The sequence below is a fragment of the Pseudoalteromonas sp. C2R02 genome (assembly GCF_018860845.1).
Lineage (GTDB): Bacteria > Pseudomonadota > Gammaproteobacteria > Enterobacterales > Alteromonadaceae > Pseudoalteromonas.
The window spans coordinates 41105-56343 of record NZ_JAHKQC010000032.1; the positions used below are offsets into that span (position 1 = coordinate 41105).

At 33.0% G+C, this 15239-nt stretch carries 15 protein-coding genes and 2 pseudogenes; 5 read left to right on the top strand and 12 right to left on the bottom strand.

From position 1 onward, the window contains the following. Positions 1-86 precede the first annotated feature (86 nt). A complete protein-coding gene (locus KO527_RS12720; RefSeq protein WP_216040672.1) occupies positions 87-2114 on the top strand; it encodes an HD domain-containing phosphohydrolase in 2028 nt (675 codons plus the stop codon). A gap of 103 nt (positions 2115-2217) precedes the next feature. On the opposite strand, the gene KO527_RS12725 is transcribed toward KO527_RS12720, so the two are convergent. The 8 genes from KO527_RS12725 to KO527_RS12760 all read right to left on the bottom strand — a co-directional run bounded on the left by KO527_RS12725 (position 2218) and on the right by KO527_RS12760 (position 7425). Next, positions 2218-2733: a hypothetical protein gene (locus KO527_RS12725; RefSeq protein WP_216040673.1), complete on the bottom strand. Its 516-nt coding sequence runs from the start codon at positions 2731-2733 to the stop codon at positions 2218-2220. 57 nt (positions 2734-2790) lie between these two features. Beyond that, positions 2791-3429 (bottom strand): flagellin, encoded by a 639-nt coding sequence (locus KO527_RS26400; RefSeq protein ID WP_216040687.1) that lies wholly within the window; start codon positions 3427-3429, stop codon positions 2791-2793. Between the two features lie 222 nt (positions 3430-3651). Further along, the gene (locus tag KO527_RS12735) at positions 3652-4941 is read right to left on the bottom strand and encodes a hypothetical protein (RefSeq protein ID WP_216040674.1); all 1290 of its coding nucleotides are present in this window, start codon (positions 4939-4941) and stop codon (positions 3652-3654) included. A 111-nt stretch (positions 4942-5052) separates the two neighbouring features. Further along, positions 5053-5457, bottom strand: coding sequence for a DUF1801 domain-containing protein (locus KO527_RS12740; RefSeq protein ID WP_216040675.1), 405 nt, complete (start codon positions 5455-5457; stop codon positions 5053-5055). Continuing rightward, complete coding sequence (locus KO527_RS12745) at positions 5454-5921, bottom strand: GNAT family N-acetyltransferase (RefSeq protein WP_216040676.1); 468 nt, start codon at positions 5919-5921, stop codon at positions 5454-5456. The genes KO527_RS12740 and KO527_RS12745 overlap by 4 nt, the downstream gene beginning before the upstream one ends. Positions 5922-5930: 9 nt before the next feature. Beyond that, positions 5931-6440: an arsinothricin resistance N-acetyltransferase ArsN1 family B gene (locus tag KO527_RS12750; protein WP_216040677.1), complete on the bottom strand. Its 510-nt coding sequence runs from the start codon at positions 6438-6440 to the stop codon at positions 5931-5933. A 1-nt stretch (position 6441) separates the two neighbouring features. Then, positions 6442-6615: a hypothetical protein gene (locus KO527_RS12755; protein WP_216040678.1), complete on the bottom strand. Its 174-nt coding sequence runs from the start codon at positions 6613-6615 to the stop codon at positions 6442-6444. A 33-nt stretch (positions 6616-6648) separates the two neighbouring features. Next, positions 6649-7425, bottom strand: a complete 777-nt coding sequence (locus KO527_RS12760; protein ID WP_216040679.1) for a class I SAM-dependent methyltransferase — start codon at positions 7423-7425, stop codon at positions 6649-6651. 189 nt (positions 7426-7614) lie between these two features. Here KO527_RS12760 and KO527_RS12765 point away from each other — a divergent pair, with 189 nt between their 5' ends. After that, positions 7615-7794 (top strand): DUF6435 family protein, encoded by a 180-nt coding sequence (locus KO527_RS12765; protein WP_216040680.1) that lies wholly within the window; start codon positions 7615-7617, stop codon positions 7792-7794. Positions 7795-7809: 15 nt separating this feature from the next. On the opposite strand, the gene KO527_RS12770 is transcribed toward KO527_RS12765, so the two are convergent. Next, on the bottom strand, positions 7810-8634 hold the full coding sequence (locus tag KO527_RS12770; RefSeq protein WP_216040681.1) for an ABC transporter substrate-binding protein: 825 nt from the start codon (positions 8632-8634) through the stop codon (positions 7810-7812). 108 nt (positions 8635-8742) lie between these two features. After that, complete coding sequence (locus KO527_RS12775; protein ID WP_216040682.1) at positions 8743-10377, bottom strand: FMN-binding glutamate synthase family protein; 1635 nt, start codon at positions 10375-10377, stop codon at positions 8743-8745. Between the two features lie 630 nt (positions 10378-11007). Here KO527_RS12775 and KO527_RS12780 point away from each other — a divergent pair. Beyond that, positions 11008-13359: a hypothetical protein gene (locus KO527_RS12780; RefSeq protein ID WP_216040683.1), complete on the top strand. Its 2352-nt coding sequence runs from the start codon at positions 11008-11010 to the stop codon at positions 13357-13359. A 262-nt stretch (positions 13360-13621) separates the two neighbouring features. On the opposite strand, the gene KO527_RS12785 is transcribed toward KO527_RS12780, so the two are convergent. Continuing rightward, positions 13622-13813 (bottom strand): hypothetical protein, encoded by a 192-nt coding sequence (locus tag KO527_RS12785; protein ID WP_216040684.1) that lies wholly within the window; start codon positions 13811-13813, stop codon positions 13622-13624. 487 nt (positions 13814-14300) lie between these two features. Here KO527_RS12785 and KO527_RS12790 point away from each other — a divergent pair. After that, positions 14301-14540, top strand: a pseudogene (locus KO527_RS12790) (transposase); the annotation flags it as partial. A 46-nt stretch (positions 14541-14586) separates the two neighbouring features. Here KO527_RS12790 and KO527_RS26290 read toward each other — a convergent pair. Then, complete coding sequence (locus KO527_RS26290) at positions 14587-14721, bottom strand: hypothetical protein (RefSeq protein ID WP_289847696.1); 135 nt, start codon at positions 14719-14721, stop codon at positions 14587-14589. Between the two features lie 397 nt (positions 14722-15118). Here KO527_RS26290 and KO527_RS12795 point away from each other — a divergent pair. Continuing rightward, positions 15119-15239: pseudogene (locus KO527_RS12795) on the top strand (IS110 family transposase); the annotation flags it as partial.

The window sequence follows — 15239 nt, forward strand, 5'->3', positions numbered from 1 at the left end:
TATAAATTGTAAATTATATAAAAACTACCTATCCACAAATTTGTTGCTATATTTTGTAATGACAGGCAGTGAACTTGGAAGTTAACATGTTAGTGTTAAAAAATTATTTATTAAAAAACTTTGAACAACTTTTCATCTTGATCATATTAGTAAGTGTTTCATCTATAGTTTATTTTTTCCCGCATAAACTCGCATTTTTAAGTTTTTTCTTTATCCCTGTACTGATGGGTGCCTCTTATTTAGGCACAAAACAAGCGATCCTAGGCGCTGTTTTTTCTATCATTATGGTGTCTGTGTATGCCTTTTATTTCCCAGCTAAGTTTTATGTAGATAATGACAGCTTATCTTTACTTGCCAGCATTTCTGTATGGGGCGGTTTCTTAATTTTAAGCGGTTCTGTTGTTGGTTACTTAAACCAACAATTAAAACAAAAGCTACTCGAAGCCAGTAAAATGAGTAGTGAGCTTGACGACAACGCAGAGCTTTTAAACAAAACAACAACTGAATTAATAGAATTTGCTAATAAATTTGACCAAAAAGTTGCTGAACGTACTTCTACTTTAGAAAAATCAAAACAAGAAATTGAAACACACAAACATAAAATTGAAGATGCACTTTATTCAACCATGGATGCCGCAGTTGTAAAGTTAATGATTGAAAAACGTTTAAGAACAGAAAAAAGACGGATCAGCATTTTGTTTTGTGATTTAGTGAGTTTTACACTTTACTCAGAACAAAGACGTGCTGAAGTTGTAATAACCGACCTAAATAACTATCTAGCCTCAATGGAGTCAGTATTATTGCTTTATAAAGCACATATAGATAAATATGTAGGTGATGGCATAATGGCGGAATTTGGTGCACCAATCGATTATGAGTGTCATGCATTGATGTCAGTTATGTCAGCTTTAAAAATGCAAGAGCAACTCAAACATGATGACTTTCCTTGGCAGATGCGTATTGGTATTGCAACAGGAGAACCTATTATTGGTTTAATTGGGCATAAACGACAGTCATATACTGCATTAGGAGATGTTGTTAATTTGGCATCTAGAATAGAAAGTTTATGTAAACCAGGTGAAGTTACTATAGACCTTGATACCTATGAGGAAGTTAAACAATACTTTGAGATTGAGTCTATTTATATTTCAGAAAAACGCTTAGAAATGTCTAGTGATTTAGCTGATAAAATTAATAGAGAACTCGTAATTTGGCATAAAAGAGAAACAGCCCCGCAAGCATGTATTCTAGCGATACTTTATGAAGAAGGCGGAGATTTTGATAAAGCAAAAAAATTCTATAAAAATGCGATGGATCTCGACCCTGAAAATTCTGAAATTAAAATAAAATTTGCTGAATTATCATTGGAGTCTGATGTTGTAAAAGACGTGCCAATTAAAGGTCGAAAAAAACCAAGTCACTTATATCGTGTTATCTCAATAAAAAACCCTTTATACGATACTGAGATTATTCCTAAATTGCTATTAGATATGTATATTTCTGAGGTTGAACGCCTAGTTAAATATCCTGAAGATATTTTATTACCCGTTGAATGCCTAGATGGCTCTATCGGTTACTCACGTGTAGTGGGATTTTTAGCTTACATCATAGCTGATAAATTAAACTTACCTGATAAAGAAAAAAAGGATATTTTAGAAGCGGGTTATTTATCCGATATCGGAAAGTCAATTATCCCTCACCATTTGCTAAATCGACGAGGAGGTTTAAATAAAGTTGAATTTTCTGAAGTTATTAAACACCCAATAGAAGGATTAAGAAAACTCAAAAGTATGGGTTATCAAAATCATACTATGTTAAACCTTATCGCTTGCCATCATGAATACTTTGATGGCAGTGGTTATCCAAATAGTTTAACGGGTGCAGATATTCCTCTTGGGGCGAGGATCATTGCGATTTCAGAGGCATATACCTCTTTAACTTCTTGGAGGCCTTATCGTGAAAAATGGGAATGCAATGCTGCGTTTTCTGAATTACAAAAACATGCCGACAATGGCAAGTTTGACCCTGAATTGATGCAAATATTTGGACATATATTATTTGAGAATAAATCAGATATTGAAATCACCCATTTAACCGAAAAAGTCATTCACTAACAATTTATTTTATATTTAGCATAAAAAAGAAAAAGCCAATATCTTAGTACTGACTTTCAATGATAGTTAATCTCTTTATAGCATTTAAGTTACTTAACTGGACTTAAAGATCAGCATAACCAAATTTTTGTTTTAATGCCTTTAATTCAAAACGGTATGATCTATCACTTTTCCATCCAAAGTCTTTCATACACTGTTTAGCTAAATCATCTTTTTTCATGTCAGTTCTAACCTGATGAACAGAATTGCTGTTAGATTGATTACCCCTATTACTTTGCATATTACAGTTTTGTTGTGAATTTACATTCCCAGATACGGATGCTGTCGCAGTTTTAACGATATCATTATTATTAGAGCATTGATTAGACGTCCCGCCTGTTTTATAAATGGCGTACTCTTCACACCTTTTTGTATTTGATTTAAATTTAGCAATCACTTTTTGTTTTTCAGTTAAATAGTCTTTTCTATATCTTACACAGTATTTAAATTGGTCTCTGTCGTGTTCTAAACAATAGTCTTGTGCGTTTTTCATCGGACTAGTGCTTTTACAAGCTGTAATGCTAAATAGTAAACTTAAAGTAATTAATTTAACTGAATAAATTATTAAGTATTTTTTCATCAACTTTAACCTTTTAATCGTTTATTAATACAATCGTGTTTTGGCTGTACTTTAAATTTAGACTAATTTGTTAATTAATAAACCTTTTCTCTCTTCATCTTCTTTTTTTACAAGCAATGAGGCCTGTAATAGTAAATTATTAGTTTTTTGTTCTGAAGTATCTTTTGCATAATCGGTATCTAATATACGAGATCGAGAGGCGCTGCTATTAATACTAGAGGTTTCATATGTTGATATTTGACTATTTAATCCATTTGTATCTGCACCTAATGCGGTAGCACTGGCACTCACTACTTCTAAAGCTTCATTTATCGCTAATTGTGTATTAGTAGGATCACTTACATCTAAACCAGAAATAAAACTCGACTCTCCCAATGCCTGTTCAGCCACAAGGTTAATCTCTTGTGTTAATTGGTCTAATTCACCTTGAATTGCACTATTAGAATATAATGGGTTCCCTGATTGAATAGACAATTCATTAGCTCGAAATAATGTACTGGTGATGGAGGAGAGTTGTGCTTCAGTAACATTATTTAAATTAACTTGATCTTGTGAGTTCACTGTTCGTTGATTTAACTCATTGATCTGAGATGTTAATCTGTTTGATATTTGTAAGCCTGCAGCATCATCTTTAGCCGAATTGATCTTATAACCAGATGATAGTTTTTCATTTTTTCTAGCTTCTTTTTGGCTAATAAGTCAATTTGACTGGTCGCTAATGTAGGTTTGTTGATTGAGAAAGTCATAACTAAGCCTTACATTCAAAAATTTACTTTATTCTTATAGTGTAAACCAAATTGTAAATTTCAGACTCAACTTTATAAAATACTATTTCAATTAAAAGTAAAATTTATTCCTCTAAATTCAGGTAAATAAAATAGGCACTTAACGTGCCCTTTGTATTGATTGGTATAATAATTAAACTGGAATACCAGCCCTTTTTTGCTGTAAGTAAAAAGCAAGTTTATCTTGCTTAGATATTTTAATGCCTTTCTTTTTCATCATTTCAGATGACATTTTTAAGTTTGGCATATTATCAAAGTAATACCTGTGTTTATCTATCATTTTACGTGCGGCTTTTTTCAAAGTTTCTAGTTTTTTGGCTAAATCTTCAACTTCATTTAACCATTCTTCACCGCCTATATTTTCGTTCATTACATCAATGACATCTGATGTATTTGTACATACTAAATAATAACAACCTAATAATGGACACGTATCAAATACGGTATAATCTAGTTTTTCACCGCTGGTAAGCATTTTATTAATAGCATGCTTTTCCTGGAAATCCCTACCTATTTCATGAATAAGCTGAACGATACTCGCCATCGCTGATACTCCACCTATGATAGGATCACCCACTCCGCCAGCACCGGTTGCATGTACGGCTACTTTTGCAGAAAAAGAAGCCGTTGAACGGCCAGCTTTAATTAAGTAATGCTTAGCTTGACGATCGACACAACGCTCAATCGCTGCAACTGCTTTTGCAGGGTCTCCCGCTTTGGCAACATCTTCGTACTTTGTCACTTTATGTTTAGTATAATAATTCTTTGCTGTTTTTTTCCAGTTATCGATTACGTTATAACCTGAGCGTAATACCCCCGCATAAGGCAGCATTTCAGTGATTAAATCGGCCATAAAACCTTGACCTAATTCAGCTGCTATCTCTTCCATTATCTCGCCAGCAGTACCGGTATTATTAAACAACTCACTACAGAGACTTTCCATCGCCTTTGTTAAGGCACTTTTACTATTTCCTGCAGCTTGGGCTGTGCCTTTAATCGCATCTTTAGCCGCATCTCCACCCTCTTTTATTCTTTTTAACTGATTTAATGCTGTAACTTTCTTCTTTTTACCCAAACCGAATAGCGTGCGGCTATGAAGCTTTCGTTCTCTAAATAAGTTATGTAATAATGCTTGTTGCTCTTGAAGAATAGCATCCATAGGTGACAATAATTTATCGTTTTGAGATAGCATTTTATCTAGCTCTGTTACCAAATCTCTATGGTTTCGGCTACTTTCTTCCCATTCTACACCTTTTGAAAGCTTCCATGTATTGAAGCATGTTCTAAGATAAGAAACCTGTTTTTGTGTTCTGAGTAAATCGTATTGTTCGAGAGCTAAATCAACTTGTTTTAACTTTTGACTTCGCGGTTTAGTTAAACCTAGCTTAGTACCTCTCATCCACTGGTCATAAGATACAAACATGCGATTCCTTTTTATTATTTTTCTTAGATGATACTTAACATGCTAAAGCTATTTAGGAAATTAATACAGTAAAATTATACTGATAGGAGCAGTATTAAAAATGCGCTATATTTATACTCCAAGTAGTACTAAATTTTTAACTTTATGATATTTCAGAGAAAGTGATAAGCAGTGTTTTACTTGTGTGGTGGGTAGTGACGCTGTGCGTTTAAAAATAATGGCTCTGTTGTCTTCAAAAGTTAATTCATCTGTATATAACACTTTAAATGTATCAACTAATTTAGTTTTACAATTAAAATATATTGCATAATGTTCTGGATTTTTTTGTTTCCAATCAATTCTAATAGGGCTGCCATTTTTTACATGATAGCTTGGCTCACCCCATTTTAAACTTTCAGTTACCTGCCCCAGTCCCAGCTCATTTGCAAGTTCAAAAATAAGCGCTCTAACAAGCAGCAGTTTTGTTTTAATATCTTCTGGATAAGTATCAAATTTTGATTTTACCATTTCATTCATTTTAAATTTAATTTCATCTCCACTAAAGACTTACTAAACCCTACTTTTTCATAAGCGTTCACTGCCGCTTGATTATCTTCATATACATCAAGGTAAACATCATAAATACCTTTACCCTTTGTCCATTCAATAAGCTTATCTATAATCATTTTATTTATGCCCAAACCGCGATACTCAGGATCTACATACATAAAACCTAAATAAGAATGGACCTCATGAATTAAAGAAGATGTTTTTGATGGTCTGATTTGGGCGTAACCTGAGCCAATAATTTCGCTATCATTAACAGCAACCAGTAAGCATGTATTGTCATCATTTATCATTCCCTTTAAGTCATAATAACTTGCATCAAGTGGCTTAATAGATGAGTTAAAAGGTCTCTCAGCTTCTAATACGTTTTGTTCAAATACTAATAATGTTTCTAGATCTGCAGAAATCGCTTTTCTTAATTGTATATTTTTCATTGATAATTCTTATTCTGGTGTGTTATTGCTTTTATTAATTAAACATTGCCAATAGCCAACATCTATCCATTGATCAAATTTATGCCCTATTTCTTCGAAATGCGCGACTTGTTTCATGCCTAATTTTTCATGTAACGCGATACTAGCTGGGTTGGGTAAAGAGATACCTCCAATTGCAACATGGTAACCTGTGCTTTTTAATTGCTCTAATAGTTGGGTGTATAGCTTAGTACCCCATCCCTTAGTTGTGGCTTTATGATCTAAATACACTGTTATTTCAACAGAGTGTTTATAAGCACAGCGTCCTTTCCAATTACTTGCATACGCATAACCTATTATAACATCATCATCTTGGGCGACTAACCAAGGTAAATTACTTGATTTCGTATTTTCAACTCTCAACACCATATCTTCAAACGATACTGGCTCACTCTCAAAAGTGATTGCCGTATTAATTACATAATAATTATAAATACGGATTATTTCGCTTATATCTAAATCAGTTACAGCTCTGATCACATTAGCACCCTTTATTTTTCTTTTTGATAGGAAATAAATTAAACCAGAATGCCATTTCAAACAAAAAACCTAATATCATGAAAATAAAAGACCCAGTTTGATTGCCTAAACTATATAAGCTTAGTGCAGCAATAATAAATAATACCGCCATTAATAACCTTATTATTGTTTTCATTGAGTTCCTAAAATGTAAAATGATTGAATAAATTTAAAGTGCGAGCTTTTTTCCTTTAATGGAGTAGATCAAAGGTATTTTTTGTTCTTTAAATCTCATTTGATAGCCATGACCTGCTACTAATTCTAACCCTTCAAAACAATCATATGGGCTATATACATGCTCTTTAAAACTTTCAATGGTAATACCTGCTGTTATAAGGGCCTGTATCACATCACTCATTGTATGTGGCCAAGTGACAACGGTGGATTTCTCACCCGTGCAATTTTCGGTATAGGTACCTTCATATTCAATATCGGGCTGTTGATTATTAAAATATGAATAGCCACCTAAAAGATCGTTAAATGGATGAAACTCAACTAAATTAACTTGACCACCTACCTTTAACGAATCAAATACGGTTTTAGCCCAAAGATCTAAATCATTTAACCAACACAATACCCCATAAGAAGTATAAACAACATCGAACTCTTGCTGGTTTTTTATACCAAAAGCATAAACATCCTGATTAATGAATTCTGCTTTAAGCCCCGTTTGTATTGTTAATTTTTTTGCATACTCAATTGCCTTCGATGATAAATCAACGCCAGTAACACTTGCCCCTAATCGTGCCCACGATAATGTATCTTGTCCAAAATGACATTGAAGATGCAGTAGTGACTTCCCTTTAACATTACCCACTTCTATTAATTCTATTGGGTTTAAAGAGCACGCTCCTTTTAGAAATTTTTCAACATCATAAAATTTAGAGTCAACATGAACTTCAGTTCTTTTGTTCCATGCTTGCCTATTAATTTCAATATAATCCAAAGTCAGGCCTTATTATTAGTTTTCTTTATAATGACATATATAATTTTTAGAATTAATTACTAAGCGAAAATAAATGAAACAATATGTAAATACCTTACAATCTTAATTATTGAAATTTATTACAAACAGATAAACTTAATGTAATTCCCATACGTATTGGTAAGTAATATAAAATTACAGGTTTAAATTATGTTTTCTTTTTTTAAAAAAGACCCAATCAAAAAATTAGATAAGTTATATAAAGACAAACTTGAGCAAGCAATGCATGCACAGAGAAATGGTGATATTAGATCTTATTCAATGATCACAGCTGAAGCTGAAAAAATTAACGATCAAATTACTCAGCTAGAAAATGAAGCTAAAACGTGAGTATGCTTAAATAAGCTATTGTTTAAATTTTTTATGGAATTCTTTAGCTATAATCCGCTGTTCTTGTGGGTTGAAAAATGCTTTTTTATGAGAATCAATAATATGCTGCTGGATATTTTCTTGGCTCATGATTTCATTAATTTCATTGATAATGCTCAACCCAAGTTTACTTTTAGAACATGCGATATAGCCAAAAATGCTTGCTTGAGTATTTTCAATTTCTAGAAACTCGAGTTCTTGTCCTACTTTCTCTGCAGAAAATTGATTAATAAATACAGTACTATATTCAATCACCCCATCTAAACGTCCTTTCATTAGCATTTTTCTTTGGCGATCTGCACTTGTTTGTCCTTCGCCTTTTATAAATAAAGCACTATTAGCTTTTATAAAATCATCGATATATTTTCCGTAGGCTCTACCAATAGTAATTCCTATCTTTAATTGTCGATCAATAATGGCCTCTTTTAATGGCTCTGACGAGTGTATTTCTGATTTTTTACTTTTAAGAATCGTTAGTCGATTAGCTGGAAATGTTGCGATAGGATATTTAGAAAATTGCGCTATCGCCTCGCGTTTTTGGGTTTTAACTTTATTATAAAGACACACATTATCACTATCAGTTAGCTGTCTCCACTCTCGCTTTCTACTACCTTCTATTAAATTAAGCTTAAATTGGGATGGCAGTCTCTCGCCTATATGAACCATTAATCCTGTAATCAAATCTAATTCGCTTTTTGGATCAGATACAGCAATATCTGTTACGACATCAATTGTAATAATCTCAGATGCATAAGATAAAACACTAAAGTGTATCATTAAACATACAACAATAATTCGCATAAGGTATCTTTAAAATAAAATATGCTATAAGTATAGTTGATGAAATTGCTAAATAATTTGAATCTGACTCACATTGTTAAAAAGCAAATCAAACCCTTAAGTCTAGGGTTACTTTTTCAATTCGTGCGGTGCTAATATCACATCATCAAAAACATAAAAAGAATCACTTTTTGCTTGTTGCCACCAAGTGGACCAGTTATCAAGCATATCATCCTTAAGCAATTGCCCATTCTTTAAAGGGGGAATTAAGCTTCCGACAGACATTTGCAAACCATATGGCGTTCGTCGTTTTATCATTTGCGGTAATAGTTTATTAGGGTCATCTATTCCCATACTGCCAACTAGTTCGTAAAAAGCAGCTAAAGTATTAACTTGAAAATTTTTAACTCGCTCACTTTTAACTGTTACATCAATGGCTTTGCTCCTTGCAGGGTCTTGAGTAGCAATGCCAGTTGGGCATAAATTAGTATTACAATGACGAGATTGAATACACCCTAAAGCTAGCATCATAGTACGTGCTGCGTTAACTGTATTTGCACCGACTGCCAGCTTACTTAACAAATCAAAAGCGGATGCTGTTTTACCTGATGCGATAATTCTAATTTTATCCCTAATTCCTAAGCCAATTAATGCATTATGCACTAAATAAACAGATTCTAAACAGGTCATCCCCAGTCGATTAGAAAACTCCACGGGTGCTGCCCCAGTGCCGCCTTCAGCACCATCTATCGTTATAAAGTCTGGATAGATATTCATTTCTATCATTGCTTTACAAATAGATAAAAATTCAGCGGGATTACCAATACACAATTTAAAACCGATTGGTTTTCCTTCACTGAGTTTACGAAGCCTAGATACGAATTGAATTAATCCTTTAGGGGAGTGACATTCTGGATGAGAAGCGGGTGAAATGCAGTCTTTATCTTGATCAATTAAACGAATTCTAGCGATTTCTTCGGTAATTTTAGCTTTAGGTAATACACCGCCATGACCAGGTTTAGCACCTTGAGATAACTTAATTTCAATCATTTTTACTTGCGGTAAATGGGCATTTTTTTTAAAAGCAGCTTCATCAAACTGACCAGCTAAATTACGACAGCCAAATAACCCTGAGCCAATTTGCCAAACAATATCGCCACCATGCTTTAAATGGTATGGACTCAAGCCACCTTCACCAGTGTTATGACTAAACTGACCTTTTTTTGCGCCTAAATTAAGTGCTTCTATCGCATTATTACTTAATGACCCAAAGCTCATTGCTGAAATATTTAATCTTGATGCACTATAAGGTTGCAAACAATCAGGGCCACCTATTAATATTCTTCTTTTCTCTTCTAATACAGTTTTAGGTGCCAATGAATGCCAAAGGCTTAAATAATTTTCAGACAGTAAATCTTGTTGGCTACCAAAAGCGATGGTGTCTCGGGTGTTTTTAGCTCGTTGATAAACCAAAGAACGCTGCTCTCTGTTAAAAGGCTTTTCTTCAGTATCATTAGCAATAAAGTATTGCTGAATTTCTACACGAAAAGACTCTAAACCATAACGCATATATGCCACAACGGGATAAAGACGGTTTAGACTATGCTTGGAAAAGTAAATATCGTAGAAACCCACAACACTATATAGCACACTCATCATCAAAATAATAAATGTCATATCATCAGAATGATATTGCCACAAAGCAAAACTTGATGCGTTACCTAATGTTAAAACAAGCCAATAACACTTTTGCATAATTGTCATTAACATTTCCTTTATTAATTTATCTAACTTTCATAAACAAAGCATTATTTAATAAATTACACTAGTACTCAGAATCTTTTTTAGAAAAAGTAAAAAACACCGATTAATACATTAACGCTGATTAATCATATAGTAAAAAGTTAAAAAATATATAGTCATGAATAAAGTTTAAGCTTAGTACTGCCACGTTTATCCAAATTAAAAATATGAGTGTATATTCATATATTAGAACAATTAAATCATAATGATTCCAACGTAGTGTTAGCTTCATTTTTGTAGCTTAGCTTAAATTTAAATGGAGCCATAATTAGTGTGTTAAATGATTAAGTATAAGAGACTCTAAAACATACTATTTATTAACTTAGATAGCCTCTGAATAAAGGACTAAATAAAGCCAAAAATTATAGACAAGCATTGCTATCTTGCCGGCTATATAAGTAATACTTTGAATTAAACCCTTCAAAAATCACGATAAATATATCTAAACAATATAATTAAAGTTTTACTGAATTGTGAACATTCGCAGTATTAACATAATATTTCCGGCCGCTTATCCCTTTACACTTTAAAATAACATTAAATTAAGTCAACGTACCTATTTTAGAGTTAATGTTTTAACAAGGATAGAAAATGCATTACTTAATATTATTGTGTCTTTTTTTTATATCAGCTTGCGGGGGTGGCGGTTCAGATAAATCTATCACTATAAAACCGGCAAGTAATCAAGCGCCTATTATTGATGTTCCAACAAGTTATTCTGGGCAAAGTGGGAGTTTACTTACGATTGAGCATAGTGTGATAGATCCAGAAAATGATCCAATTACATTGGTATGGTCAAAAAACGAAGCACCGATTTCAATTACACATTCCACATTAAATAAAACAAGTTTTCAATTACCTGATGTAAGCGATGAGCAAGAATTCTCTCTCACCCTAACTGCTACAGATAGTAAAAGTGCCAACACATATCAAGATATTACGATTCGTATTTTGCCAAAATCAGAGCAAACCAACATCGATTTAGCACAAAACTATACTGGTATTGAAAATACCTATCTGGAAATAAATGCCTTAATAGACTCTGCATATACAATTTCTGAAATAAACTGGCAATTAGACCAACAATTAATGGGGGATTTATTCAAAAAAAATAACTTAAACGGTAATACAGCCGAATCTCAATTAAGAATATTACTGCCTTTTGTTAATCAAACCACAACCTTTAACGGCATTATTAGTGTTGAATCAGGTGGAAAAATGACTCAAAAGCCAGTAAACATAACAGTAAAGCCGCAAAATAGTGAGTTTTTAGCGATAACTGTGCCCAATAGCTATAGTGTAAATGAAGGTGAATTGGGTGAAGTTACCGTAAATATCAATAGTAGCGATGAACAACCTGAAATATCGTGGCGTTGGCAGGCACATTCAACCGTTCTAAATAATGATAAATCAACTACCGTTTCTTTTACTACACCTGAAGTAGATACAGATCAAAACCATATTTTAGAAGTAACGGTTTCAGCTGCAAATCAAACTTTAATCAAAACTATCCCTGTTACATTTAAAGATATTGTTGAATACTCAGAGATTTCATTGAAAGCGAATAGAACCCTTGCAGTAAAAGGACATGAAGTATTCATTGATATCATTACTGACAACCCACAACAGATATCAGATATTCAATGGCATGTTGATAATTTATCATCTGATGCTTATCACACTGAAAATCATCAAATTAGCTTAACAATTCCAGCAGTAAATACTGGACTTTATATAGATATAAAAATTGAAGCCATTGTTACCTTACAAGACAATTCTCAAACTACTCTATCAGAACAAATTAGAGTATTTAGTGAAGAGGCACTTATAGGAGAAATGGATTTACAATTAGAAACCGATAAGCTAATTAAAGTTTACAATGGTGAAAAGAAATTGTTCGACATTGTAATGACTGGCAGTTATGAATTAATTGATTCTGTTTCAATTGATATGCCTTTTACACTAATTAATTTTGACGTAAAACAAGCAACTCTCAATAACAATCTTATCAATATAGAATTACTGAGTTATTTAATAACACAAGAAAAAGACATGACGTTAAGTTTAACCGCTTACATTGGTGATTACAAAATATATAAATACTTTAAATTCAGAGCCCTACCATCACATTTTAGTATTTACCCAGGTTATACAGAAAGCTTCTTCAGCGGCTCGACAGTAAAGATTTTTAGTCAACTTTATCATGACGGTGTGTTGGTAGAGCACAATCTTAATTGGGATGTAAAAACTGGAACAGGTGAAATACACAATATTGCACCTCTCGAAGCGGAATTTATAAGTTCATCTTATCATTATGGTGATGTGATTTTATCAAGCTCTTACGCAACACAAGGTAGCAGCACAACAACAGACATGTCATTAAACATGTTCAGAGTTTATGAAAATAGCAACGAAGATATTTACTGTTCTTTAAAATATAATAAGCTTTATTGTACTTACAATGATCAAATCATAGATTTTGAGGTAGAAACCAACAAACCTAAACAAATAAAGCTTTCAGATAATGCAGTGTGTATTGTTACACAAAGTGACACATTGAGCTGTAAAGGAGATGTTGCAAACCCTATAGTTTATGACATTATTCAACCACACAGTGCAATCGCTAGACTTAATTTAGTTGGTAATGAAAATGCGTGTATACAATATGAAAATGGTCAGTGGCAATGCTGGGGGACCGATGCCAATTTTAACCAATCACTGATAGAAAAATTTACACGAGCATACAAAATTATTAAACATAAAGAAAATACCTGTGTAGTAGGTGATGGTTTCTTACATTGTTATGATGCAGACAAAAATGAAATATTTAAAGACCGCGACGGCACAGTTAGAAATATTGAAATTAAGTATAACAGCTTATGTTATGACTATACCCATGCTTCTAATGAAGCAGCTTCGATATGTCCTGAGGATTTAAAGTAATCGCAATTTAACGATAAGTGTTAGTTAACATTTATCGTTATCTTATTAAGCTTATGATTTAGTGATTAATAAACTAAAAATCACCTTTCAAGAAACTCTAATAAAGCCTTAAATAGCCACTTTACTTTAAAGCGGCTATTACTTTATACCAATCACTTCTTTAACTAAAATTGACAACCAGATATCAAAAGCTGGTATGTATCCGTATCTTGGTATAAAAATAAGTGCATTTTAATACACTCAAATCAAAGAACCTATTTACCTAGTAATATACATGAGAATCACAGTGACACTGTGGATCATCATGTAATTCTTTCACACTTACGTTTAGCCGACTGTTATTTTGATTGTCCCAAATCACAGCACGCTCATTTTGAGTATCAATCTCAACTATAGAAACAGGATGTTGTTTATACTCAACCCACTCGCCAATATTCAATTCTTTCGCATTCATGATCAATTCTCCTACTAAAAGCTTACAGTTATATACGAAAGAGAAATCAAAAAAGATTAAAATTTAAACTAAAAATAATAATACAAGCCTAAACCATAGTTTAAAAAGACTAATAGATGAGGCTAAAAAATAAAATTATTACCAAATAGCGAACCACTGAGATAGTTCTTAGTCAATAACTTTCATTAACAACATAGACACTAAAAAACGGTAAAAAATGAACTCATCAGCGCAGATAATATATAGTAGATCCCACTAAACTAAGGTGTTTTAATTATCTAGTGGTTATATTGATGGTCTAAATTTTACGCCATTAACCTTTCATATTGCTTGTAATCATCCTGCCGTTTAATATCTAGGTTTACACAATAATTATCAAACTTTTGAAGTCGCCCTACTGCCCCTTGTATACTTTGGTCGATTTCGAAGTGAGTTGAAACCAGTTTTCTGGGGCTATATTGAGTCTACCCACACTCAAAATAGAAGTGCACCAATAAACCGTAAAAGTGGAAGGTTTAAAGGAATGCGAAAAATCCAGGGAGGTAGGCACCAAATTCGCACAGTTATATACATGGCTATGATGTCAGCTATACAATCAAACCCAGTATTTAAATCACATTATAAAAAGTTAGTTGCCGCTGGTAAACCCAAAAAAGTGGCACTGATTGCATGTGTCAGAAAGATGATTGTGATCTTAAATTCAATGCTTAGCGATGGAGTTTTATAGGAAGCGCCAAAAGAGTAAAATTAACTATTGACGCCATAGTCTCTTGTTAGATTTTGTTTGCATCGTAGTCTGCAATTAACTTGTCTATCGGACCACGTTGAACCAGCCTTTGCTGCCAACTAATAGGTGTAGTCTCTGTTATAAGCGCCTCAAAGTTTTTAGGTGCACTTACGATCTTCAATGACCTCAACCCCTTACTTTTATGCTTACTTGGTATATTATTTTTGAGGCAATGTATTAAATGAGAAAATTCATTTTTGTCAAAGACATAAGAATAGAGTCCCATGGGTGGAAATGATAATTTTCGATGAAAGCCAATCTCGTAATATTCTGAGTTATGGCTACGAACAGTTATTCCTTGAAGAAAAGAGCCTTCGTAAGCAATCCATTCACTATCTGTTGTACAAAATTTTCTCCCCTCATTCATTTTTAGGCAAAGAAGAAAAATAACTCCAAAAATTAATAGCTCAATCATGACTCATACTTAAATAGAAATCTAACGAATGATATGAACTCCCCATCCAATTGGCATTTGTGCCATATTGAAAGTGCAAACAGTCAAATAATGGAGAGCCCATATGTCTTTAATTAAAGTTGTTGGCATTGATTTAGCCAAATTAGTTTTTAGTATCCACGGTGTTGATAAGCATGACAAGTGTAAATTACGAAAAACTATCAAAAGAAACAAACTATTAGAGG

Bases quoted from the DNA above. Each gene is read 5' to 3' on its own strand.
- KO527_RS12735 (WP_216040674.1), bottom strand. From the start codon at position 4,941: ATGTTTGTATCTTATGACCAGTGGATGAGAGGTACTAAGCTAGGTTTA.
- KO527_RS12745 (WP_216040676.1), bottom strand. From the start codon at position 5,921: ATGAAAAATATACAATTAAGAAAAGCGATTTCTGCAGATCTAGAAACA.
- KO527_RS12765 (WP_216040680.1), top strand. From the start codon at position 7,615: ATGTTTTCTTTTTTTAAAAAAGACCCAATCAAAAAATTAGATAAGTTA.
- KO527_RS12725 (WP_216040673.1), bottom strand. From the start codon at position 2,733: ATGAAAAAATACTTAATAATTTATTCAGTTAAATTAATTACTTTAAGT.
- KO527_RS12780 (WP_216040683.1), top strand. From the start codon at position 11,008: ATGCATTACTTAATATTATTGTGTCTTTTTTTTATATCAGCTTGCGGG.
- KO527_RS12770 (WP_216040681.1), bottom strand. From the start codon at position 8,634: ATGCGAATTATTGTTGTATGTTTAATGATACACTTTAGTGTTTTATCT.
- KO527_RS12720 (WP_216040672.1), top strand. From the start codon at position 87: ATGTTAGTGTTAAAAAATTATTTATTAAAAAACTTTGAACAACTTTTC.
- KO527_RS12775 (WP_216040682.1), bottom strand. From the start codon at position 10,377: ATGACAATTATGCAAAAGTGTTATTGGCTTGTTTTAACATTAGGTAAC.
- KO527_RS12755 (WP_216040678.1), bottom strand. From the start codon at position 6,615: ATGAAAACAATAATAAGGTTATTAATGGCGGTATTATTTATTATTGCT.
- KO527_RS12740 (WP_216040675.1), bottom strand. From the start codon at position 5,457: ATGAATGAAATGGTAAAATCAAAATTTGATACTTATCCAGAAGATATT.
- KO527_RS12785 (WP_216040684.1), bottom strand. From the start codon at position 13,813: ATGAATGCGAAAGAATTGAATATTGGCGAGTGGGTTGAGTATAAACAA.